Below are 21,134 nucleotides of genomic sequence, written 5' to 3'. Positions count from 1 at the left end.
ATGCCCGTAGACATCGCCGTCGTCCACGGGGCGCGTACCCCGATCGGTCGATACAAGGGCGCACTGAGCTCGACTCCCGCGCACCGGCTGGGCGCCCTCGTGATCCGCGAGGCGGTCGTCGGCGGTGGGCTGGACCTCGGCGCCGTGAGCGAGGTCGTCCTGGGCTGCGTGGGCCAGGTGGGCCCCGACGCGTTCAACGCCCGGCGTGCGTCCCTGGCCGCCGGGCTACCCGTGACGACCCCTGCGTACAACGTCAACAGGCTGTGCGGGTCCGGACTGCAGGCCGTCTGGTCGGCCGCGCAGAGCCTCACCCTCGGCGAGGCGGACGTCGTCGTGGCGGGCGGCAACGAGTCGATGACCCGTCAGCCGCTGCTCGACTACAGCGAACGGGCCCCCGACGAGGTGCCGGGAGAGCCGACCGTGGACGGCACCGTTTCCCTGGTCACCGACCCCTTCGGGCGTTACCCGATGGGCATGACGGGCGAGGTGGTGGCGGACCGGTACGACATCTCGCGGCAGCGCCAGGACGAGTGGGCCGCCGAGAGTCAGCGCCGGGCCGCCGTCGCCGTCCGCGAGGGACGTTTCGACGAGCAGATCGTGCCCGTGGCCACCCCGGGCCGCGTCGTGGAGCGGGACGAACATCCCCGGCCCGGCACGACGGTGGACAAGCTCGCCGGCCTGGCTCCCGTGTTCTCGCAGAACGGCACGATCACCGCCGGGAACTCCGCCGGCATCAACGACGGCGCTGCCGCCGTGCTGCTGATGCGCTCGGCCGATCTCACCCCCGGCGCCGCACCGCTGTGCCGGCTGCGCGACGCGGTCGTCACCGCGCTGGAGCCGGAGATCATGGGCGTCGCCCCGGCCGAGGCGATCCGCAGCCTGCTGCATCGCAACGGCCTCACCCTGGACGCGATCGACGTGATCGAACTCAACGAGGCGTTCGCCGCCCAGGTCCTGGCCGTCATGGACGGACTCAAGCTCGATCCGGACCGCGTCAACCCGAACGGCGGGGCGATCGCCCTCGGCCATCCCATCGGCGCCACGGGAACCGTCCTGTTGCTCAAGGCGGCTCACGAACTGCGCCGCACGGGCGGCCGGTTGGCCGTGATCGCCTTATGCATCGGCGGCGGCCAGGGAATCGCCGCACTGATCGAGAACCCGGACGGGACCCGATGAGCGAGTACGTCTGGCATCCCACGCCTGAGTTCACCGAACACGGCAACATCGCGGCCTTCTGCCGCAAGCACGGCATCGACGGCGGCTACCGCGAACTGCAGACCAGGTCCGTCACCCACCCCCAGTGGTTCTGGGAACGGGCCGCGGCGGACATCGGCATCGTCTGGCACACGCCGCCGACGCGCGTGTGCGACGACACCGGAGGCATCGCCTTCACCCGCTGGTTCCCGGGCGGACGCACCAACCTCGTGGACTCCTGTCTCCACCGCCATCTACGGCAGGGGCGCGGGCGGGCTCCCGCACTGCGCTGGGAGCGGGAGGACGGCACGAAGGGGGTTCTCACGTACGACGAGGTCGCCGCCCGCAGCGCCCGGGTGGCAGGCGGACTGCGCGCCCTCGGGGTCGTGGAGGGCGACCGGGTGGCCGGGTATCTGCCGACCGGTCCCGAGGCCTTCGTCCTGCTCTTCGCCTGCGCGCGCATCGGCGCCGTGCTGGTGCCGCTGTTCTCCGGCTTCGGCACCGAGGCGATCGCCGTACGGCTTGTCGACGCCGGGGCGAGGGTCCTGGTCACCGCGACGGCCGCCACCCGGCACGGCCGCCGGTACGACATGGAGACGGTGGCCCGTACAGCACTGGAAAAGGCCACGTGCGTACGTCATCTCGTCGTCGTTCCAGAAGAGCCGGGCGCCCCGCCGGATCCCTCCGGGCAGAGCCGCCGGAACGTGCCGTCCGCACCCGTAGGGTCGGGCGCAACGCCCCGTGAGTCGAGGCCCTCCTGGGCGGGCGACGTGTCGCAGGACGAGCCGACCGCCTCGCCGGGGCCCGCGACGACGACCTGGCACAGCCTCTCCGGCGCCGAGCCCGCCGAGACCGTCTCGCTCCCCACCGGCACCCCCTTCCTCCTGCTGCACACGTCGGGCACCACCGGGCGCCCCAAGGGCGCGATGCACACCCACGGCGGCTTCCCGGTCCAGGTCGGCAGCGAGACCCGGTACAACCTCGACCTGCGGCCGGACGACGTGGCCTTCTGGGTCACCGACCCCGGCTGGATCATGTTCCCGCTCGTCGCCGTGGGCGCCACCCTCGCCGGCGCCTGCGTCCTGGCGTACCAGGGCACGATCGACCATCCGGACGTCACCCGCCTGTGGCGGCTGCTCGACGACCACGGGGTCACCGTCTTCGGCAGCTCGCCCAGCCTGGCCCGCATGCTGATGGGCCGCGACCCGAAGCATCCGGCGCCGTCCCGGTTGCGCGTCCTCGGCTCCACCGGCGAGCCGTGGACCGAGGAGGCGTGGCGCTGGTACTTCGCCGACTTCGGCGGCAAACGCTGCCCGGTGATCAACATCTGCGGCGGCACCGAGGTCGGCGGATCCCTGCTTGCCTCCGCGCCCACCCTGCCCCAGTCGCCGTGCAGTTTCTCGGGGCCCTGCCTGGGCATCGACGCGGCGATCGAGGACGACCAGGACACCGAGCCGCCCGAAGGACACGTCGGTGAACTGGTCGTGCGGCACTCCTGGCCCGGCATGACGCGGGGACTGTGGCGAGCGCGGGAACGCTTCGCCGACACCTACTTCGGCCGGAGGCCGGGCCGCTGGTCCCACGGCGACCTCGTCTCCCGGACCGGTGACGAGTGGTTCGTCCACGGCCGCCTCGACGACATCATCAAGGTGGCCGGCAAACGCCTCGGGCCCGCCGAGGTCGAGGACGCCGTCGTCGGCGACCCGGCCGTCGCCGAGGCGGCCGCAGTCGGGATACCGCACCCCGTCAAGGGCGAGGCCCTGTGGTGCTTCGCGGTCCCGGCGGCCGGGCGGCCTCTCGGCGCACCGGAAGCCGAGCGGATCCGCGGACGGGTGGCCCACGCGCTCGGCCCCGCGTTCCGGCCCAGCCGGGTGGTCGCCGTACCGGAGCTGCCCAGGACCCGCAACGGCAAGGTGATGCGGCGGCTCATCCGCAGCCTCGTCACCGGCGAGGCGCTCGGTGACCTGTCCACCCTCGTCAACCCGGCCGGCCTCGACGCGATCCGTACCGCCCTGCAGGACCAGTGAAAGCGGGCAACCCGCCCACCGACCATGGGGGTTCCATGCCGACGATCGACATCCTCCTGCCCGGCTTCGCCATCGACACCGACCAGGGCTATCCCGCCTTCTGCGGGGTGTTCCTGGTACGCGGCCCGGACGCCGCCGGACGGCACCGGAACATCCTCGTCGACGCCGCCCACGTCGGCCGCCGCCCCTTCCTGTGGAACGCGCTCGCCGCACACGGCCTCGACGCCGAGGACATCGACACCGTCGTCCTCACCCACGCCCACTGGGACCACGTCCAGAACATCGACCTGTTCCCGCAGGCCACCCTCGTCCTCCACCCCGACGAGCGCCGGTACGCGCACACCCCGCACGCCAACGACTGGGCCACGCCCGCCTGGACGGGGCTGCTCCTCGAACAACTCCCCGTCCGCGAGGTCACGGACGGGGAGGAGATCATCCCGGGCGTGGACGTCATCGGCCTGCCCGGCCACTCGCCCGGCAGCATCGGCGTGGTCGTGCAGACCGAGCGGGGGCGCGCCACCATCACCGGCGACGCCCTGCACTTCGCGTACGTCGCCCTCACCAAACGCAACCCCCTGGTCTTCTGGGACGCCGACCAGGCAGCCCGCAGCATCGAACGGGTCCTTACTGTGTCCGACGTGGTCTACCCGGGCCACGACCGGCCGTTCCGGCTCACGTCGGATGCCGGCATCGACTACCTGGAACCCTTCGCGCTCACCCTGACCGGACTGCGGCCCGACACCCTTGGACTCCGCTTCGCCGACGCCTCGTCACGCCCGCTGTGGGTCATGCCGGGCGTCAAGGAGCAGTCCAAGCTGTACGAGAAGAACGCCGACGACATCCAACGACGCATCAACCGGGTGCCGAAGGTGGTGCGCCCAGTTCCGCGAGAAGCCGGGCCAGAGAAGGGCTGAGCCGGTCGAAGAACGGATCGGGTGCCTGGCGCGGAAAGAAGTGACCGCCAGGGACGGTGGTCATGCGGAAGCTGTTCACGTACCTCCCCCAGGCCCGCACCGCGCCCGGGGTGACGAGCGGGTCGTCGACGCCCGCGAAAGCCTCGACGTGCAGCGGCAGCCGGGCCCGTTCGTCGTCCGGGTCCGGCAGTCCCGCCCGGTGGTGGGTCGCGCAGACCCGCAGGTCGTCGCGGAGGATGGGCAGCAGCACCCGCAGCCAATCGTCCCGTCCGAGGAACCGCGGACTCAGCCCGCCGAGGTCCACCAGGAGACGGGCCAGTTCGTGGTCGTCGTACCGGTCGGGCGGCGGCAGCGACGGCGACACATACGGCGCCGCGTACGCCCCGAGGAACAGGGCCTCGGGAGGGCGGCCGCCCTCGCGCAGCCGGGCTGCCGTCAGCGCGAAGGCCACCATCGCGCCCATGCTGTGGCCGTAGGCGGCCCAGGGCCCCTCGTCGAGCCGAGGCGCGAGATCGCGCCCGAGGGCCTCGACGACGTCGCCCGCGTCCTGGAAGCGGGGCTCGCGATAGCGCGCCTCGCGGCCCGGCAACTGCACCGGCAGGACGTCGACGTCGAACGGAAGGCGACCGGGCCACGAGCTGAAGAACGAGGCGCCGCCGCCCGCGTGGTGGAAGCAGAACAGCCTGAGCCGGGCGCCCTCGCGGGGCGCCCGGCCGAGGCAGGACGCCGGAGCCGTAGTGGTCATGCAGGGGCTCCGGGCAATGTACGGGCGAGGCGGCGGCGCGCGCGCAGGACCCGGGCCCGGGCCGAGGCGGCCCGGCGGACGCTGCTCGCCGTGCCGGCCATGCGCAGCGCCTGCGACAGCAGCCACAGCCGGGTCTCGGCAGCCTGGTCGGGCCGGCCGCCGAGGGTGTCGTTCTCGACCAGGCGCAGGTGCGGCACGGTCTGCTCCAGCAACCGGACGTCGGACGGCGGCGCGACCTCGTCGTCGTGGCTCGCCGCGTACGCGACCGGGGTGCGCAGTCGGGTCAGCCGCTCCTCGTCGACGCCCCAGTCGGCGAGGGCGGCCGGGAGCCGGTCCACCGGCGTCCGCATCACATGGGACAGGGTCAGCGTCATCAGGCGGGGAAGCGGCGTGCGGTGCGCGGCGCGGGTGAAGAAGTCGCGCACCGGGGCCCCGGCGGTCACCAGTCCCCGGATGCGATCGTCCTCCAGCGCGTGTCGCAGGGCGAGATGCCCGCCGAAGCTCAGGCCCACGACACAGGTACGGGAGGCGTCGGCGGCACGGCCGAGCAGGTCGAGGAGATACGTGAGCATGCGCGTGCTGTCCGATCCGTAGGTGAGGGTGTTCTCGCCGACGCCGGGCAGTTCCGTGACCACGACGGCCGCGCCGAGCCGGTCGGCTCCGGCCAGCACCGGGGCCCACTGCTCCTTCGTACTGGTGACGCCGCCCAGAACGAGGATGAGCGGGAGACTGCTGCGCTGGGACAGCCCGGCGGCCCAGCAGGCGAAGCCCGCCCCGTCGAAGGGCAGATCGAGCCGGGAGATGCCGCGGACGCGTTTGCGCCAGCGGTCGAAGGCCTCCACACCGGCGCTCTGTGCCGCCTGCCGGCTCGGCCCATCGACGTACGGGAAGCGGGCCATCGTGTAGTAGCGAACCGCGTCCAGATCGCGGCCGCGTGCCTCGGCCGCCTTCGCGAGCGACGACCACTCGTGGGTCCAGACGCCGGGGCCTTCGCCCTTGGCGTCCTCATCGAAGTTCCGCATCACCCGGTGGACGACATCTCCGGGGATGCCCTGGGCGTACGCGTGGGGAAGGGCGAACCTACGCAACTCGGCTATTGGGATCACCGGGCCGTTCCCTTCTCTTCGGGGACACGTGCCTCTTCCGGGACACGCGCCGGGACCTCGGACGCGCCGCCGGTCCCCGGCCCGTTCCCACCGCCGGTGACGAGGCGGGCGAGGCCGGCCCGCATCCGCCTGCCGAAGCCGGGGGACAGGACGAGGTCCAGCTGGGTGTCGAGGAACAGGGCGCGGAAGTGCAGGCAGGCCTCGGGTTCGGCGGATACGAGTGCGGGATCGACCTGGGGCGTGGTCACCGGCCCGCCACCACTTCGTACATCTGCCGGAAGGTCCTCGTCTCCAGCATGTCGACCACTGGGATGCGTCGGCCGACGAGGTTCTCCACGACGGTCACCAGCCGCAGCAGCAGCACCGAGTCCCAGTCGGGGAAGTCGTCCAGGGGGCGGTCGAGGTCCTCGGCCCGGACCTGCAGGCCGAGTTCCTCCTCCAGGAGAGTGCGGAACTCTTCGGTGTCGGCGAGGGCAGTGGTCATGCGGCGTCTCCGTCGAACGGCCCGAACACGGCTTGCAGCCGCAGATGGGCGGGGGCAGGGGTGATGTCGCCGAGGTCGTGCCGCAGGGTGACGGCGTCGGGGTGGTCCGGATCGGTGCCGGTGACGGCGAAGCCGTGCTCGGCGTAGAAGGAGGCGAACGCGGAGTTGCGGGGCGTGGGCCGATAGCGGCCCGTCACGGCGCCCGCGCCGGTGTCACGGGCGAACTCCAGCACCGCCGTCACGCAGGCGCTCTCGATGCCCCGGGAGAACACCCGGCAGCTGAGGACGAAGTTGTCGATGCGCAGCACCTCTGCGTCGCGCCGCAGGAACAGGGCGCCGACCAGGCCGTGGTCGCCGAACCGATCGCGCGCCCGCACCGCGATCACGTGCAGCCCCGGGCGCTCCATCCGCGCCGACACCTGCGGGACCTGCAGGCGTTCGGTGGCCAGGTGGAACTGGTTGGTGCGCAGCGTGAGCTGGGAGACCCGGGCGATCTCCGACTCCTCCGGCGGCCGCAGGAGGACCTCCAGCCCGAGTCCTTCGAGATAGTCCTGGTAGGAACCGAAGTCCTCGCGGAATTCCTGCCGCAGGGCCTCGGTGCGGTAGCGGCCGGCCCGTTCCAGGTCGGCCTCGGTGAGCTCGAACAGGTCGAACCAGCCGTCGGCCAGCAGCGCCGAGGGGTGCAGGGCGGGCTCCTCGTCGACCCGGACGACGGCGACCTCGGGCAGCTGCTCGGCGACCAGCCCGCACTCGAAGAGGCTGTCGTCGACGAAGACGAAGCTGTCCAGGCCGAGCCCGAGCCGGTCGGCGATGTCGCGGAGATTGTCGTGCTTCGCCTTCCAGTTGGCGTTGACGCGGACGAAGTCGTCCTCGCGCAGCACCATGGCCGGATGGGTGCGCAGTGTCTCGCGCACCGCGTCGGTGTCGTTCTTGCTGCTGACCGCCAGCAGCACGCCCTGCGCTCCGAGTTGCCCGAGCACCCGCTGGAACTCCTGGAAGGCCTCGCCCCGCAGGCCGGAGCCGAGGTCGACGCCGCCGGGCCCGTCCTCGCCGAGCACCCCTCCCCACAGCGTGCCGTCCAGGTCCAGCACCAGGCACTTGCGGGTGCGGCCCAGCCGCGCGCGGACGACGTGGGCGGCCTCCCGGGCGTAGGCGGCGAGCAGCGCGTCGGACAGCCGGGCGCGGGCGTACTGCGCGGTGCGTGGATCGCACGCGGGAACGCCCTCGGCCACCAGCGGATCGAGGTCCACGATGACCACCCCGGGGTGCTGCTCGGCGAGGGACAGCAGACCGAGGTTGAAGTCCCGCCACACCGCGCCGAGCCGGGCGCGGGAGCGCAGGTCGACCAGCTGGTGGGTGTAACGGCGGTGCAGTGGCACGGTGTTGAGGACGAGCAGGCCACGCCCGGCCTTCTGGTGGGTGCGCACGGCGCCGGCGACGAGCGAGAGCCGGGCCCGTGCCGCTGCCTCGACGTCCTCGACCCGCCAGGGCACGGTGACGTCGTCGAAGACCGTGTGCGCGTCGAGCAGACACAGCGTGAGTTGCGGCTGCTCCTCTCCGGCCGTCGCGGGCCGCATCAGGTCCTGCAAATAAGAACCGTACGGCGCGACTTTCGCCTCCAACAGCATCCCGTGCCGGGCCAGTTCGGCGGTGAGGGGGGCCACAAGGGGGGCTACCGTGGAGTGGCCCGTGACGGCGACCGTGACCACCGGCACGTCGGCGTGGCGGCATACCTCCTTCGCGTCGAGCCGGGCCAGCAGCTGGCCCGCGGCCGGCAGGTCGGTCGCGGGCATGCGGGCCAGCAGGGCCCGTACCCGTCCGTACTCCGTGGCGAGCGTGCCCGCCCGATGCAGGGCGCGCAGGGTGCCGAGAGCCTGGGGGTCGTGCCAGGTGCCGGAGGCGCCGAGGGTGCGGTTCCCGGTCTCGGTCATGAACGCTCCAGGGCGATACCCGACTTGATCCACTTGCTGGACTCGATGGCGACCGCGACCGCGCGCCCGGGGCCGTCCCACTGCCGCAGCAGCTCGGCGAGCTGGAGGAACGGCAGGGCGTTGCCGTTGTTCCCGACGGTGCGCACCACGTTGATACGCCGGGCTTCCGGGGCGGGCATGCCCGCGGAGATGCGGTCGCTCATCCGGCCGGAGAGCTGTGGGGGCAGCAGGAAGTCCACTGCGTCGGCGCTCCAGCCGAGGTCCTCCAGGAGCTCCCAGAACATCTGCCCGGCCATGACCGGCACCGCCTCCTCGATCGCCTTGTAGTCCTCGAAGACAGCCGTGCGGTCGCTGTGCCGGTCGCCGAGCCCGAACCAGTCGATGACCTGGCCGGGCTCCCGGCCCAGGCCCACCAGCCGGTTGAGCACCTGCCGGATCTCGATGCCCTGGCCCCTGGCCTCGGTGCTGAGCACGGCCGCGCCGGCCCCGTCGCCGAAGAGCACGTAGTTGACGAGTTCGGCGGAGGTACGGCTGCCAGGGTCGAAGTCCGTCTGAAGATGCTTGGCACACACGTCACCGCCGATCACCAGCGCGGTGGTGCAGCGTCCGGCCAGCAGCAGGGTGCGGGCCACGTCCAGGGCCTGTACGGCACCGGCGCAACCGGACTGGAGCTGGTACGTGGGGACGTTGTCGACGCCGAGCCGGTCCGCGACCAGGTTCACCGTGGCGGGCATCAGATGGTCCGGGGTGGCCGTGCCCAGTACGACGCAGTCGACGTCACCCGGCTCCAGGCCGGCCTCCGCCAGCGCCCGGTCGGCCGCGGTCGTCGCGATGTCGGCCAGGCGGTGCCGTATCTGGCCGGTCGCCAGGTCGACGGCGAAGTACCGGCTGATGTTGCCGGTGAACATCTCGGCCCATGTCTCGTCGACGCCGACGAGTTTGGCCAGGGTCGCGTTGTCCACCGGGTCCCCGGGCAGGCAGGTGCCGACCGAGGCCAGGTACGCGGTGGGAGGTGCCATCAACGTGTTCCTTCCATAGTCATGGGAAGGGGGGTGGCGGAGCCGTGGGGGAGTTGGCTGCGCAGGTACGCGACCAGGTCGGCCACCGTGCGCAGGCTGGCGAGCAGGTCCTCGATCGGGAGCGACCCGAGTTGCGGCAGTGCGTCCTCGATTCGGGTCTTCAGCTCCATCACCCGGATCGAGTCGAAGCCCAGGTCCTCGTGGAGCCGGTCGTGGTCGTGCACGTGCTGCGGGTCGTGCCCGCCGACCCGGCACACCAGACGGCGTGTCAGCACGGCGAGGGAGTCGGGCAGGTCCCCCGCCGGGGCCGGCGGGCACGATTCCCCGCGGTCCGCGCCACTCGATGCCACGGCGGTGTCCGCGCCAGGGGGGACGGATGGCGTGGACGGTTCCGGACGTCCGGGGGCGGCACCGGAGCGCCAGGACCGGAACGACTCGTCGAACAGGTACGGCGGCAGTCGGCGCGGCACCCGGTCCGCCGCGTCGTACAGCAGGTCCCAGTCCGGCGTGAGACCGGCGCACCACAGCTCCCCGAACAGCTGCTGGGGGCGGTGTCCGGGAGCGTGCTCTCCCGGGTGCGCGCCGTGCAGGCTCACGGCATGGTCCCCGTCCGCCCGCAACGTCGACAGCAGCGGGGTGAGCACCGCGCGCGGGCCGATCTCCACCACATGGGTGACGCCGGTGGCGAGGAGCGCGCCCGCGGCCTCGGCGAACCGGACCGGCTCGGTGATCTGCCGCGCCCAGTACGCGGCGTCCATGGTCTCCTCGCCGCTCAACTCACGGCCGTACACCGTCGAGAACACCGGGAGCGCAGGCCGCCGGTCGGACACGTCCGCACACTCCCGGCGGAACTCCTCGACCACGGGCCGCATCAGCGGCGAGTGGAAGGCATGCGAGACGGTGAGCCGCCGGACGGGCACCTTGCGCTCGGCCAACTCCCTCTCCACCGCGGCCAGTTCGTCGAGGTCCCCGGCGATCACGGTGCTGCGCCGGCCGTTGACCGCGGCCACGCCCAGCCGCGCCCACCCCACCAGCAGCGGTTCCACCTCCGTGGCGCCCAGGCTCACCGAGAGCATCCCGCCGTCCTTGGGCAGCTTCTCCATCAGCGCCCCGCGCCGGGCGACCAGCCGCGCCGCGTCCGCCACGTCCAGCGCCCCGGCCGCGCACGCGGCGGCGAACTCGCCGATGCTGTGCCCGATCACGTACGACGGCCTGATCCCGGCCTCGGTCAGGGTGGCGGCCATCGCGTACCCCACGGCGAACAGCGCGGGCTGGGCCAGCCGCGCGCTCTGGACCTCCGCGTCTCCGTCGAGCACCTGGTCGCGCACGGACACTCCGGTGTGCGGGGCGAGCAGCGTGTCGATCTCATCGAGGTGGCGCGCGTAGGCGGGGCACGACCGGTACCAGGACGCGGTCATACGAGGGTGCTGGGCGCCCTGCCCCGTGAAGGCGAACGCCACCGACGGCACCCCGCGCCGCCCGCCGTCCACCCGCGCGGTCCCCTCGGCGCGCTCCGCGGCCTTCCGCAACCCGGCGACCAGCGTGGGCAGATCGCCCGCTGCCACGGCCGCGCGGTGCGGCAGCCGGGACTTGACGCGGTTGCTGGTCCAGCACAGCTGCGCCAGCTGGCTCCCGGGACGGCGGGACAGGGCGTCGGCCTGCGCCAGCAGATTCGCGCGCAGCCGCTCCGGGGTGCGGGCGGAGAGGGTGAACACGCCCGGTGCCGCGTGCCGGCTGTGGTGGACCGCGCGGGGCGCGGAGCCCAGCACCGCGTGCGCGTTGCTGCCGCCCATGCCGAAACTGCTCACCGCGGCGTGCACGGTGCCGGACGGCAGCTTGAGCGGCGACCTCAGCAGGGACAGCCGGCGCCCGGACAGATCCAGTTTCGGGTTCTCGTCGTCGGCGAACCGACTCGGCGGCACCGTGCGGTGGTGCAGTGCGAGGACGGCCTTGATGAGCCCGGCGATCCCGGCCGCGCCCTCCGCGTGCCCGAAATTGCTCTTGACCGAGCCCAGCGCGACGCTTCCGCCGCCGCGGCCACTGGTCAGCTCGCCGAGCGCCTGGGCCTCGATGAAGTCGCCCAGCAGCGTCCCGGTGCCGTGCGCCTCCACGAAGCGGATGTCATCGGCGGTGACACCGGCCCGCCGCCACACGGACTCGATCAGCCGCTGTTGCGCCCAGCGGTTGGGCGCCGTGATGCCGTTGCTGCGCCCGTCCTGGTTGATCCCGGTCTCCTTCAGCACGGCGTACACCGGCTGACGGTCCGCCAGGGCGTCGCTCAGTCTGCGCAGTACCAGCACCGCCACGCCCTCGGCCCGTCCGATCCCGTCGGCGGAGGCGCTGAACGGCTTGCAGCGGCCGTCCGGTGCCGAGAGGCCGGCCTGGGCGTAGAAGATGTTGATGACCGGCGTCATGATCAGGTTGGTGCCGGCCGCGAGGGCGTGGTCGCACTCTTTGGCGCGCAGCGCGTTCACCGCGAGGTGGACGGCGACGAGCGAGGAGGAGCAGGCCGTGTCCACCGCCAGGCTGGGGCCCTTGAGGTCGAGGTGGTACGAGACGCGGTTCGCGCCCATGAAGTAGCCGTTGCCCGAGCCGTAACGAGCGGTGATCCGGTCGTAATCGGCGAGTTGCAGGAACGCCCACTCGTTGGCCATCACGCCGACGAACACGCCGGTCTCGGTGCCGGCCAGGTCCTGCGGAGCGAGCGCGGCGTCCTCGATGGCCCGCCACGAGCACTGGAGCAGCAGCCGTTGCTGCGGGTCCATGGCGGTGGCCTCGCGCGGGGCGATCCCGAAGAAGCCGGGGTCGAAGGCATCGGGGTCGGCGATGAAGCCGCCGCGCACCGAGTTGCTGCGGCCCCGCGGCCGGGCCTCGCGGGCGCTCTGCGGGGCGGCCGACGGAGCGGCGTAGTAGCGGTCGGCGTCCCAGCGCTGTTCGGGCACGCGGTCCGTGCCGTCGCGTCCGTCCATGAGGAGCGACCAGTACTCCTGGGCGTTGCGGGCGCCGGGGAAGCGGCAGTCGAGGCCGACGACCGCGATGGGTTCGCGTTCGGTCATGAGGGCTCCTCGTCGTGCTTCGCCTTGTCGGCCAGGCGCTCGACGAGGTGACCGGTGATCGCGTGGACGGTCGGGAAGTCGTACGCGATGGTGGGGGCGACCGCGAGACGGTAATGCTGTTCGATCTCGCCGCAGATGCTGATGGCCGCGACCGAGTCGATGCCGTAGTCGGCGAGCGGGGTGTCGGGGTCGATCTCGTCGCACGCCCGGTGCAGGTGGAAGGCCACCCGTTCGGTCAGCCACAGCTCGAGGTCGGAGGCGTTCCCCTGCGGCAAGGGACGGTCCAGGGGTTGGGGGGTGGCGGTACGCGTGTCGGGGGCGATGCTCATGGCGTACTTCTTTCTCGGGATCTCGGACGCGGATCTCAGGGGCGGGGAGACACGGCGGCGGTGGGCGCGGGTGCCGCGTCCGTGGCGGGCAGCAGGGCGACGACCGCGGGTGCCAGGCGCTGGTGCAGCACGGGCAGGCCGCCGTCGAGGAAGAGCCGCCGCATGAGCGTGCGCTGCGTCTTGCCACTGGTGGTCTTGCGGATCACCCCGGGCCGTACGAGCACCACGCTCACCGCGGGCAGCTGGAACTGGCGGCTGAGCAGCGCCTGCACGGAGGCGGCGAGGCGGGCCAGGGCCTCCTCGTCGCTGGTCGCCCAGGCCCTGAGCTCCTGCACCACGACCACGTGGGCGCGTTCGGACGCCTCGTCGGTGACGCTGAACACCGCGCCGCCGCCACGCCGGAACGCGTCCCCGGACTCCTGAACGGCCTGCTCGATGTCCTGCGGGTAGAGGTTGCGGCCGTGCTGGATGAGCATCTCCTTGATCCGCCCGGTGACATAGAGCTCCCCGTCGCGCAACGCCCCGAGGTCGCCGGTGCGCAAGCAGCCGGCCCGGCCGTCCGCCGTCACCGCCCGGAAGGTGTCGGCGGTGAGCTCGCTCCGGTTCCAGTAGCCGGCGGCCACCGACGGTCCGCGCAGCCAGATCTCGCCGACCTGCCCGCCGGGCAGCACCCGCAGGGTCATCGGGTCCACGATCAGCACTTCGGTGTCCTTCGGGCGGCCGCAGCTGACCAGGGTGCGGCTCAGGCGGTCGGTGCGGGCGGGACGCAGCTCGTTCTGCTCCAGGGCCTGGGCGTCGACGGCGAGTTCCAGGTGCGGCGACTCGGGGTCGTTGCCGGAGACCAGCAGCGTGTTCTCGGCCAGGCCGTAGCAGGGCAGTACGGCCTCGGCGCGCAGTCCGTTGCCGGCGAAGCGCCGGACGAAGGCGCGCAGGGTGTCGGCGCGCACGGGCTCGGCCCCGTTGAGCGCCACCCGCAGGCTGGACAGGTCCAGCCCCGCCGACTGCTCCTCGGAGACGCGCCGGACGCAGAGCTCGTAGCCGAAGTTGGGCGAGGCGGTGCCCTCCACCCGGTAGTCGTGGATCATGCGTAGCCAGCGCCCCGGCTGTTTGATGAACGAGATCGGTGACATCTGCACACTGGTGCCTCCCACCCACAGCGGCTGCAGCGTCATGCCGATGAGCCCCATGTCGTGGTAGAGCGGCAGCCAGCTGCCCGCCACGACACCCTGCGGCGTCTTCATGGCGGAACGGATGGCTTCCTGGTTGGCGGCGAGATTGGTGTGCGTGACCATCACGCCCTTGGGCTCGCTGGTGGAGCCGGAGCTGTACTGGAGGAAAGCCACGTCGGTGCCGCGTACCTGGGGCGGGGTCCACAGGTCGGGATCGGTGCCGTCGTCCTCGTCGGCGCCGGTTGACAGGCACACCACGTCCTGCTCCCCCGAGGCGGCCAGCCAGGCGCTGATGGCCTGCCGGTACTGGGGGAGTGTCAGGACCGCTCCCACCTTGGCGTCCCGCAGGATGCCGCTGACCCGGGCCAGCCGTTCGCCGGGCTCGTCGGGCAGCGGGGCCGGAATGGCCGTACGGCCGGCGTAGAAGCAGCCCAGGAAGGCTGTGACGAAGTCCAGGGTCGGCGGGTAGAGCAGCAGGACCGGGCGAGAAGGGTCGCCCTTGGACGCTTGGCGCAGCCGGGCGGCCACGACGCGGGCCCGCCGGTCCAGTTCGGCGTAACTGAGCTCCTCGGGCCTCATCCCCAGGCCGTCCTCGTGCAGGTACACGAAGGCGGCACGGTCGGGATGGCGTTCCACGCCGGCTCGTACGGCGTCCGTCAACGTTCGGGGGTCAGGCTGGTGAGGCACAGGCTGTCCTTTCCGCGGTTGGTACTGGTGCGGTGTGGAACCTTGGGGAGGCACCGCGTGCCACCCGGTGACATCAGCCTTGAGGTGCCGTGAAAAGGAGACGTAAAGCGAAAATTGGTGGGCACGTCACGGGTTTGGGGTCCTCGGGGCGGTCGTTGTCCGAGCGGATGCCGCGGTGGGTGCGCGAACTGGCACAGTCAGTGCTGGCACGCAGTGCCTACCGAGACGGTGAAGGGGGCGGCGATGGTGGATTCGGACGCGGCATTCGAGGGGGCGGCCCCCGGGGGCTCGTCACCTGATGGGGGGCCGCTTCCCGGAGGTTCCCCAACTGACGGGAGACCGCTCCCTGTTGGCCCTTTGCCCGCGGTGGGCTGGCGCGCGGTCCATGAGGCGGTGCTGCGGCACGGATACGTGGTCTGCCACGGTCGGCCGGACGACTGGGGAAGCGGAGGGGAGATGGCGCCGGCCGTGCGTGAGGTGCTCGGCCCGGACTGGCCGCGCTACCGCACGGCGCGCGAACCCCTCGTACGGGCAAGGCTTCTGGGCTCCCGGTTGCTGCTGCGCCACGCGGTGGCCGTCGTGGCGGACATCGCACCGGACCGAGTGGTCGTGGGCCGTGACGGCCACGGGCGCCCGGTCCTGCACCGGCCCGCCGGACTGGATGTGAGCATCAGCCACACGGCCGGGATGCTGGTGGTCGGGGTCGCCCGCGGCCGCCGGATCGGAGTGGACGTCGAGGCCTCGGACCGCCCCCTGCTGGCACCCGGACTCGCCGAGAAGTTCTGCCACGCGGAAGAACTGGCGGAACTGTGCGGGCTGCCGCCGGCCGAGCGGAACCTGAGGCTGGTACGCCTGTGGACGCTGAAGGAGGCCTACACGAAGGCACTCGGCGTAGGCCTGGCGCACGACTTCTCCCGCCTGCGCCCCCGGCCCGAACCGCGGGACGGCGGCTGGCGGTTGGACCGAACGGCAGGAGGCTGGCACCTGCGCTGCGAACAAGTCGCGGGCCGCTTTGTGGTCGCCAGCGCACTGGGCCCGGAAGACGGGTAGGCCGACTGCGCGCCTCACCGTACGACGGTCTTTCGACAACGGTCCGGGATCGAAAAGGCGGTGGCCGACTGTCAGGGCGCCCGGTCCACACGGCGGTTGTTCGGCCGCGCACCGGCCCCGGACGGCCCGTGACGGCTCGTGGAAGTGCGCCCCAGCGGGGGAGCAGGCAATCGAGTCAACGATGTTTCGATACACCGTTGACTCGATTGCCCGCCAGGTCTAGCGTCGACAACACACGGCAGTAGAACGGCACTCGGCTCACGCACCCCTCTTCCTTTCGAGGAGCGGAATCCGTGACATCTCAGCCCCGCCTCAAGCTCGCCGAGCACACCCCGCAGGCCGCGCACCCGCACCGGTGGCGCGTCCTCGCGGTCCTGCTGGTGAGCCTCCTCCTCGTCGTCCTGGACACGTCGATCCTGAACGTGGCCCTGAAGACACTCGCCGAGCCGGCACCCGTCGGCCTCGGGGCCAGGCAGAGCGAGCTGCAGTGGTCGATCGACTCCTACACCCTCGTCTTCGCCGCCCTGCTCTTCACCACTGGCGTCCTCGCCGACCGCTGCGGCCGCAAACGCACACTGCTCGCCGGACTCGTCGTCTTCGGCGGCTGTTCCCTGTGGTCCGCCTACGCCCACAGCGCCGACGAACTGATCATCGCCCGGGCCGGGCTGGGCGTCGGCGGCGCCCTCGTACTGCCCGCCACCCTCGCGATCATCATGGCCGTCTTCCCGCCCGCCGAACGCGCCAAGGCCATCGGCGTCTGGGCGGGCGCCGCCGGACTCGCCGTCGCGCTGGGGCCCATCACCGGCGGTGCCCTGCTCGAACGGTTCTGGTGGGGCTCGGTGTTCCTGATCAACCTGCCCATCGTCGTGATCGGCGCCGTCGCCACCCTGTTCGTCGTACCCGAGTCCCGCGATCCCGAGCGCACCGGCTTCGACCCCCTCGGCGTCGTCCTCTCCGTGGCCGGCCTGACCGTCCTGGTGTACGGCGTGATCAAGGGCGGCGAGTCGAACGACTGGGCGGACGCCACGGTCTGGGGGCCGATGCTCGGCGGCCTCGCCGTCCTGGCTCTCTTCACTCTCTGGGAACGCCGCAGCGCGCGCCCCGCGCTGGACCTCGCCCTCTTCCGCAACCGCCGCTTCTCCGCCGCCGTGACCGTGATCGGCCTGGTCTTCTTCGCCCTGCTCGGCGCCACCTTCTTCCTGGTCTTCTACCTGCAGAGCGTCCGTGGTTGGACCCCGCTGGAGGCCGGCTGCCTGCTGCTGCCCCTGGCTGTGGCCCAGTTGGCGTTCTCGCCGCCGGCCACGCTCGCCGCCAAGCGCGTGGGGGTCCGGCCGGTGTGTGCCGGCGGCATGCTGCTCGCCTCGCTCGCCTTCCTCGCCGTGGCCACCATGGACGAACACACCGAGGTCTGGATCATCGAGTCCGTCCTCTTCGTCATGGGCATCGGCATCGCCTGCGTCATGCCCCCCGCGACATCCGCCGCGATGTCCGCCGTAGCCCGGGACCGCGCGGGTACCGGAGCGGCGGTCAGCACCACCTTCCGACAAGTGGGCGGAGCCCTCGGCGTCGCGGTCCTCGGCTCGGTGCTCTCCGTTGCCTACCGCTCCCGGGTCGAGGACCACCTGACGCCGCTGCCCGCCCCCGTCCGCGACACGGCGCGGGAGTCCGTCGCGGCCACCCTCACCGTCGCGGAGAAGCTGGGGGCGCCCGGCTCCGCGCTCGCGGCCCGCGCCGTCGACGCGTTCGTGTCCGCGATGCACCTCACGGCCCTCGTCGCCGCCGGCGTCACCTTCCTCGGCGCCCTCGTCTGCCTGCTGCTCCTGCCTTCCCGTACGGCAGCCGGGACGCCCGGCGCCGAAGAGCCGACCGCCAACAAAGAGGTCCACACCACGGAGGTCTGAACCGCATGCCGCCACACGTCGAACGTCCGGCGGCTGCCCCGGGACACACTCCCCGGGGCGGCCGCCAGCGCGACCCCGCCGCCGACCGGGCGATCCTGGACAGCACGCTCGGCCTGCTCAGCGAGGGATGCAGCTTCGGCGACCTGTCCATGGACCTGGTCGCCCAACGCGCCGGCGTCGCCCGGGCCACCATCTACCGCCGCTGGCGCAACAAGGAGGAGCTGGTGCTGGCCGCGCTGAGCACCCTCGATCTCCCCGTGCCGCCGCTGGAAGGACTCGGCCTGCGGGACCAGCTGGTGGCCCTGGTGGACCAGCTGCGCCACCGCGGCCAGGACACCAACCTGCACCGCCTGATCGGCAGCCTGCTCGGTGAGGCGGTGCGCCGCCCGCAGCTGGTCGAGAGGTTCGAGGACACCGTCGTCGCCGCACGACGCGAAGCCATGCTGCGGGCGCTGCGGGACGGCGTCGCGAGCGGTGAGCTGCGCGCCGACCTCGACCTGAACGACGCGGTCGAACTGCTCACCGGTCCGATGGCCGCTCGGCTGATCCTTCGTCAACGCCCCGTGGAATCAGTGGCGTTCGCCGAGTCGATCGTCGACACGTTTCTGAACGGAACCCGCACCACCCGTGCCGGTACAGGCCCCGGCACGGCACCGGATCACCTCCCACCACCACAGGAGCCGCTGTCATGAAGTTCCTCTTCGACGACCCCGCCTTCGACTACCAGGCGCTGCGCACCGCCGGTTACGCCGATTACGGCGGTGCGCAGCTCGGCGAGGTCGTCGCAGTCGCCGCACACATCCCCGACGGCGACACCGAAGCCTGGCGGCACGCGTGGGCCACTCTCGCCGAACGCGTCCACCGGCTGGGCACCGCAGCCCGCGACGAGGGCCGCACCGTCGACGCCCGCTCCGCCCTGCTGCGGGCGCACAACTACTACCGGACCGCCGAGTTCTTCCAGCGCGAACAACCACGGGACCCGGAGGCCCTGCGACTGATGCTGCTGTCCCGGGAGACCTTCGCCAACGCGGCCGAACTCATGGACCGGCCGCCCGAGTTCGTCCGCATCCCCTACGAGGACACCTCACTGCCCGCCTACTTCTACCGGGCGGACGACTCGGGCGAGCCCAGGCCGACCATCATCCACCACGGCGGCCTCGACTCCACCGTCGAGGAGGGCTACTTCTTCGTGGCGGCGGCGGCCCTCGCCCGCGGATACCACTGTCTGTGCTTCGAGGGGCCCGGGCAGGGGTCGGTCCTGCGCGAGCAGGGGCTGGTCTTCCGCCCCGACTGGGAGAAGGTGGTCACGCCGGTCGTGGACCACGCACTGTCCCTGCCCGGCGTGGACCCCGACCGTCTGACGCTGATGGGCACCAGCCTCGGCGGCCTGCTCGCGGTGCGGGCCGCGGCGTTCGAGCACCGGCTGGCCGGCTGCGTCGCCCATGACGCGGTCTGGCAGCTGGGCGACGTCGTGGGGCTGCCGCCGTTTGTCCTGGAGTGGGTCGAGCAGGGATGCGACGACTTCGCCGACCCGGTGATGTGGGGGATCGCCGCCCGGCAGACCTTCACCCGCTGGCTGCTGCGGCAGACGCTGTGGACCTTCGGCGCCGACACCCCGTCCCAACTGCTGCGCAGGCTGACCGCGTTCGGTCTGTCGGAGGTGATCGGCCAAGTGCGCAGCCCCGTGCTCGTCCTCGATGCGGAGGAGGACTTGTTCTTCGCCGGTCTGGAGCACGCGAAGAAGGTGTACACAGGGCTCAACTCGCCCAAGACGTTGCATGTGTTCACGGCCGACGAGGGGGGTGGGGCGCACTGCCACTCGGGTGCGATGCGGCTGTTCCACGAGCGGCTCTTCTCCTGGCTGCTGGAGACACTCGGGGCGGACCGGCCGGCGGCGGCCTGACCGGCGGCCGCCCGACCGGCGGCGCAGACGCGAGCATGCTCTCGGCCCGGACAGCCCGGCCCGCTCACCGGCGGGCCGGGCTCTTGGCTGAATGTCGTTCGGCCACCCGGTAGGTGGCGGTGGATATTTCTCCGGCCGCCCGTATCCGGGCCTTCAGATTTTCATTCTCCTTAATGGCTGTGTAACGGAACGCACTGGCAACATGCAACGAGCTCGCATATGCTGCACGGCATAGCAGGAAACTGCTATCCATATGGGGCCCCATGCCTGGGGTCGACCGGGGGAACCGGAATCTTAATTGAATGCGTTTTGCGCATTCGGGGGGTTGTCGTGTCCGTGCCCTGTTTACAGGCCGACCTTGCGCTCCGCTACGAGCTGCTGGGGCGGCTGCGGGTCACCCGTGGCGGAGTCGACCTGACGCCCGAGCAGCCCAAGCTCACCAAACTGCTCGCCCTGCTGCTGATCAGGGCGGGCAAGACCGTACCGGGGGAGAAGCTCGTGACGGAACTCTGGGAGCAGGGTCCGCCGCGCTGCGCCTTCGCGAGTCTGCGCGTGTACGTCTCACAGTTGCGGAAAATCCTGAACGGACCGACAGGAACGTCTCCGATCGCCACGACATCGCCGGGATACATCCTCGATGTGAGCGGCGCCACAACAGATTTCCAAGAATTCGAAGTGCTCTACACTCGTGGCCGAGAACGCTACGGCGCGGCCGATTTTCTGCATGCCTCCGAACTTCTCCGCAGGGCGTCGTCGCTGTGGCGGGGGCCTATTCTGGAGGGAATTCAAGGGTCGTTGGACATCGAATCGTTCGCGGCCGTGCACGAGGAAAAGCGGCTGAATTGCATCGAGCTGAGCATCGACTCCACGCTGGCACTCGGTTGCCATCACGAGGTGATCGAGGACCTGAAGGGCCTCCTCGTCAGGCATCCGCTGCGGGAGCCCTTCTACCGCCAGTTGATGGTCGCCCTGTACCGGGCGGGCCGTCAGGGGGACGCGCTGGGGACGTACCGCAGCGCCCGCCGGATGATCAGAGAAGAGCTCGGCGTCGAGCCGGGACCCACCCTGCGCCTCGCCCACGAGGCCATACTCCGGGCGGATCCGGCACGCTTGGAGGCCGCCGGCGTCATCCCCGCCATCCGCTGAAACGCGTGGCCGCGCACCCGTGCGTGCTTTAGACGTCATTTGCAGTCGCTTAACTGCCCACGGATAGCGTGCAGTTGACCCCCGCACCAGCGGGGGGAGCTGGGATGCCGTGCTCGGCCGTGTACGAGCCGGCACCGGCCACGGTGCCGTGACCGTGGCCCTGGTGCTGGTCTCGGAAGTCCGTCGAACCCACTCCGTGCAGTCCGCCATTGCCCCCCGTTCTCGCCCTTGATCACGTCACGCCCTCACCCGAACGCGTTTCTCGCCACCCACCGCGCCGACGCCGGCTCCGCGGTGCTGCTGGAGGACGGCCCGGTGCTGTGGCTCTTCGGAAGTTCTTCACCTCGGATGCGGCTGGCCCGCCAACCGGCAAGTCCACGGTTGATGTCGGCCCGGACCTCTACCAGGGCGGTGCGAGCCGCACGGCCGGACCGTACGGACTCGGCCGGCGTGTGCCGATGCTCGTCGTGGCG

At 71.7% G+C, this 21,134-nt stretch carries 17 protein-coding genes; 8 read left to right on the top strand and 9 right to left on the bottom strand.

The window, feature by feature from the left end; translation table 11 throughout:
* The 3 genes from ABD932_RS40085 to ABD932_RS40075 are packed head-to-tail and all read left to right on the top strand — an operon-like array spanning position 1 to position 4,135.
* Complete coding sequence (locus ABD932_RS40085; RefSeq protein ID WP_345020936.1) at positions 1 to 1,176, top strand: thiolase family protein; 1,176 nt, start codon at positions 1 to 3, stop codon at positions 1,174 to 1,176.
* On the top strand, positions 1,173 to 3,221 hold the full coding sequence (locus ABD932_RS40080) for an AMP-binding protein (RefSeq protein WP_345020934.1): 2,049 nt from the start codon (positions 1,173 to 1,175) through the stop codon (positions 3,219 to 3,221). Before ABD932_RS40085 ends, ABD932_RS40080 begins: the two co-directional genes overlap by 4 nt.
* Positions 3,222 to 3,256: 35 nt before the next feature.
* Positions 3,257 to 4,135, top strand: coding sequence for an MBL fold metallo-hydrolase (locus ABD932_RS40075; RefSeq protein ID WP_345020933.1), 879 nt, complete (start codon positions 3,257 to 3,259; stop codon positions 4,133 to 4,135).
* Here ABD932_RS40075 and ABD932_RS40070 read toward each other — a convergent pair.
* Genes ABD932_RS40070 through ABD932_RS40030 form a run of 9 tightly spaced genes read right to left on the bottom strand, consistent with a single transcriptional unit; the run spans position 4,074 to position 14,661 of the window.
* Positions 4,074 to 4,880, bottom strand: a complete 807-nt coding sequence (locus tag ABD932_RS40070) for a thioesterase II family protein (RefSeq protein ID WP_345020931.1) — start codon at positions 4,878 to 4,880, stop codon at positions 4,074 to 4,076. The genes ABD932_RS40075 and ABD932_RS40070 overlap by 62 nt on opposite strands.
* On the bottom strand, positions 4,877 to 5,986 hold the full coding sequence (locus tag ABD932_RS40065) for an alpha/beta fold hydrolase (protein ID WP_345020929.1): 1,110 nt from the start codon (positions 5,984 to 5,986) through the stop codon (positions 4,877 to 4,879). The genes ABD932_RS40070 and ABD932_RS40065 overlap by 4 nt, the downstream gene beginning before the upstream one ends.
* Positions 5,983 to 6,234: a hypothetical protein gene (locus ABD932_RS40060; protein ID WP_328883286.1), complete on the bottom strand. Its 252-nt coding sequence runs from the start codon at positions 6,232 to 6,234 to the stop codon at positions 5,983 to 5,985. The genes ABD932_RS40065 and ABD932_RS40060 overlap by 4 nt, the downstream gene beginning before the upstream one ends.
* Entirely contained in the window at positions 6,231 to 6,470 is a 240-nt protein-coding gene (locus ABD932_RS40055) for a phosphopantetheine-binding protein (RefSeq protein ID WP_250081147.1), read from the bottom strand. The genes ABD932_RS40060 and ABD932_RS40055 overlap by 4 nt, the downstream gene beginning before the upstream one ends.
* Positions 6,467 to 8,401 carry an HAD-IIIC family phosphatase gene (locus ABD932_RS40050; protein ID WP_345020919.1) on the bottom strand — a complete coding sequence of 645 codons (1,935 nt, stop codon included), beginning with the start codon at positions 8,399 to 8,401 and terminating at the stop codon, positions 6,467 to 6,469. The genes ABD932_RS40055 and ABD932_RS40050 overlap by 4 nt, the downstream gene beginning before the upstream one ends.
* Entirely contained in the window at positions 8,398 to 9,420 is a 1,023-nt protein-coding gene (locus ABD932_RS40045; protein WP_345020917.1) for a 3-oxoacyl-ACP synthase III family protein, read from the bottom strand. Before ABD932_RS40045 ends, ABD932_RS40050 begins: the two co-directional genes overlap by 4 nt.
* On the bottom strand, positions 9,420 to 12,476 hold the full coding sequence (locus tag ABD932_RS40040; RefSeq protein WP_345020915.1) for a type I polyketide synthase: 3,057 nt from the start codon (positions 12,474 to 12,476) through the stop codon (positions 9,420 to 9,422). The genes ABD932_RS40045 and ABD932_RS40040 overlap by 1 nt, the downstream gene beginning before the upstream one ends.
* Positions 12,473 to 12,805 (bottom strand): acyl carrier protein, encoded by a 333-nt coding sequence (locus tag ABD932_RS40035; RefSeq protein WP_345020914.1) that lies wholly within the window; start codon positions 12,803 to 12,805, stop codon positions 12,473 to 12,475. Before ABD932_RS40035 ends, ABD932_RS40040 begins: the two co-directional genes overlap by 4 nt.
* 35 nt (positions 12,806 to 12,840) lie before the next feature.
* Positions 12,841 to 14,661 (bottom strand): fatty acyl-AMP ligase, encoded by a 1,821-nt coding sequence (locus ABD932_RS40030; RefSeq protein WP_345020913.1) that lies wholly within the window; start codon positions 14,659 to 14,661, stop codon positions 12,841 to 12,843.
* Positions 14,662 to 15,117: 456 nt separating this feature from the next.
* On the opposite strand from ABD932_RS40030, the gene ABD932_RS40025 reads away from it, so the two are divergent.
* The 5 genes from ABD932_RS40025 to ABD932_RS40005 all read left to right on the top strand — a co-directional run bounded on the left by ABD932_RS40025 (position 15,118) and on the right by ABD932_RS40005 (position 20,661).
* Complete coding sequence (locus ABD932_RS40025; protein ID WP_345020911.1) at positions 15,118 to 15,711, top strand: 4'-phosphopantetheinyl transferase family protein; 594 nt, start codon at positions 15,118 to 15,120, stop codon at positions 15,709 to 15,711.
* Positions 15,712 to 16,004: 293 nt separating this feature from the next.
* Positions 16,005 to 17,612 carry a DHA2 family efflux MFS transporter permease subunit gene (locus tag ABD932_RS40020; protein WP_345020909.1) on the top strand — a complete coding sequence of 536 codons (1,608 nt, stop codon included), beginning with the start codon at positions 16,005 to 16,007 and terminating at the stop codon, positions 17,610 to 17,612.
* A gap of 5 nt (positions 17,613 to 17,617) precedes the next feature.
* Positions 17,618 to 18,304: a TetR/AcrR family transcriptional regulator gene (locus ABD932_RS40015; protein WP_345020908.1), complete on the top strand. Its 687-nt coding sequence runs from the start codon at positions 17,618 to 17,620 to the stop codon at positions 18,302 to 18,304.
* The gene (locus ABD932_RS40010; RefSeq protein ID WP_345020906.1) at positions 18,301 to 19,515 is read left to right on the top strand and encodes an alpha/beta hydrolase family protein; all 1,215 of its coding nucleotides are present in this window, start codon (positions 18,301 to 18,303) and stop codon (positions 19,513 to 19,515) included. The genes ABD932_RS40015 and ABD932_RS40010 overlap by 4 nt, the downstream gene beginning before the upstream one ends.
* A 330-nt stretch (positions 19,516 to 19,845) precedes the next feature.
* Positions 19,846 to 20,661 carry an AfsR/SARP family transcriptional regulator gene (locus ABD932_RS40005; RefSeq protein WP_345020904.1) on the top strand — a complete coding sequence of 272 codons (816 nt, stop codon included), beginning with the start codon at positions 19,846 to 19,848 and terminating at the stop codon, positions 20,659 to 20,661.
* The last annotated feature ends 473 nt before the right edge of the window (positions 20,662 to 21,134 follow it).

The sequence above is a fragment of the Streptomyces shaanxiensis genome (assembly GCF_039537145.1).
GTDB classification, from domain to species: Bacteria; Actinomycetota; Actinomycetes; order Streptomycetales; family Streptomycetaceae; genus Streptomyces; species Streptomyces shaanxiensis.
The sequence above is the reverse complement of the archived record's forward strand: the minus strand, read 5'-3'. Positions and strand labels throughout refer to the sequence as shown.

What these genes read in the sequence shown, in the direction of transcription:
- ABD932_RS40045 (WP_345020917.1), bottom strand. Translation starts at nt 9,420, where the DNA reads ATGGCACCTCCCACCGCGTACCTGGCCTCGGTCGGCACCTGCCTGCCC.
- ABD932_RS40035 (WP_345020914.1), bottom strand. Translation starts at nt 12,805, where the DNA reads ATGAGCATCGCCCCCGACACGCGTACCGCCACCCCCCAACCCCTGGAC.
- ABD932_RS40085 (WP_345020936.1), top strand. Translation starts at nt 1, where the DNA reads ATGCCCGTAGACATCGCCGTCGTCCACGGGGCGCGTACCCCGATCGGT.
- ABD932_RS40015 (WP_345020908.1), top strand. Translation starts at nt 17,618, where the DNA reads ATGCCGCCACACGTCGAACGTCCGGCGGCTGCCCCGGGACACACTCCC.
- ABD932_RS40055 (WP_250081147.1), bottom strand. Translation starts at nt 6,470, where the DNA reads ATGACCACTGCCCTCGCCGACACCGAAGAGTTCCGCACTCTCCTGGAG.
- ABD932_RS40040 (WP_345020915.1), bottom strand. Translation starts at nt 12,476, where the DNA reads ATGACCGAACGCGAACCCATCGCGGTCGTCGGCCTCGACTGCCGCTTC.
- ABD932_RS40075 (WP_345020933.1), top strand. Translation starts at nt 3,257, where the DNA reads ATGCCGACGATCGACATCCTCCTGCCCGGCTTCGCCATCGACACCGAC.
- ABD932_RS40050 (WP_345020919.1), bottom strand. Translation starts at nt 8,401, where the DNA reads ATGACCGAGACCGGGAACCGCACCCTCGGCGCCTCCGGCACCTGGCAC.
- ABD932_RS40025 (WP_345020911.1), top strand. Translation starts at nt 15,118, where the DNA reads ATGGCGCCGGCCGTGCGTGAGGTGCTCGGCCCGGACTGGCCGCGCTAC.
- ABD932_RS40010 (WP_345020906.1), top strand. Translation starts at nt 18,301, where the DNA reads ATGAAGTTCCTCTTCGACGACCCCGCCTTCGACTACCAGGCGCTGCGC.
- ABD932_RS40080 (WP_345020934.1), top strand. Translation starts at nt 1,173, where the DNA reads ATGAGCGAGTACGTCTGGCATCCCACGCCTGAGTTCACCGAACACGGC.
- ABD932_RS40070 (WP_345020931.1), bottom strand. Translation starts at nt 4,880, where the DNA reads ATGACCACTACGGCTCCGGCGTCCTGCCTCGGCCGGGCGCCCCGCGAG.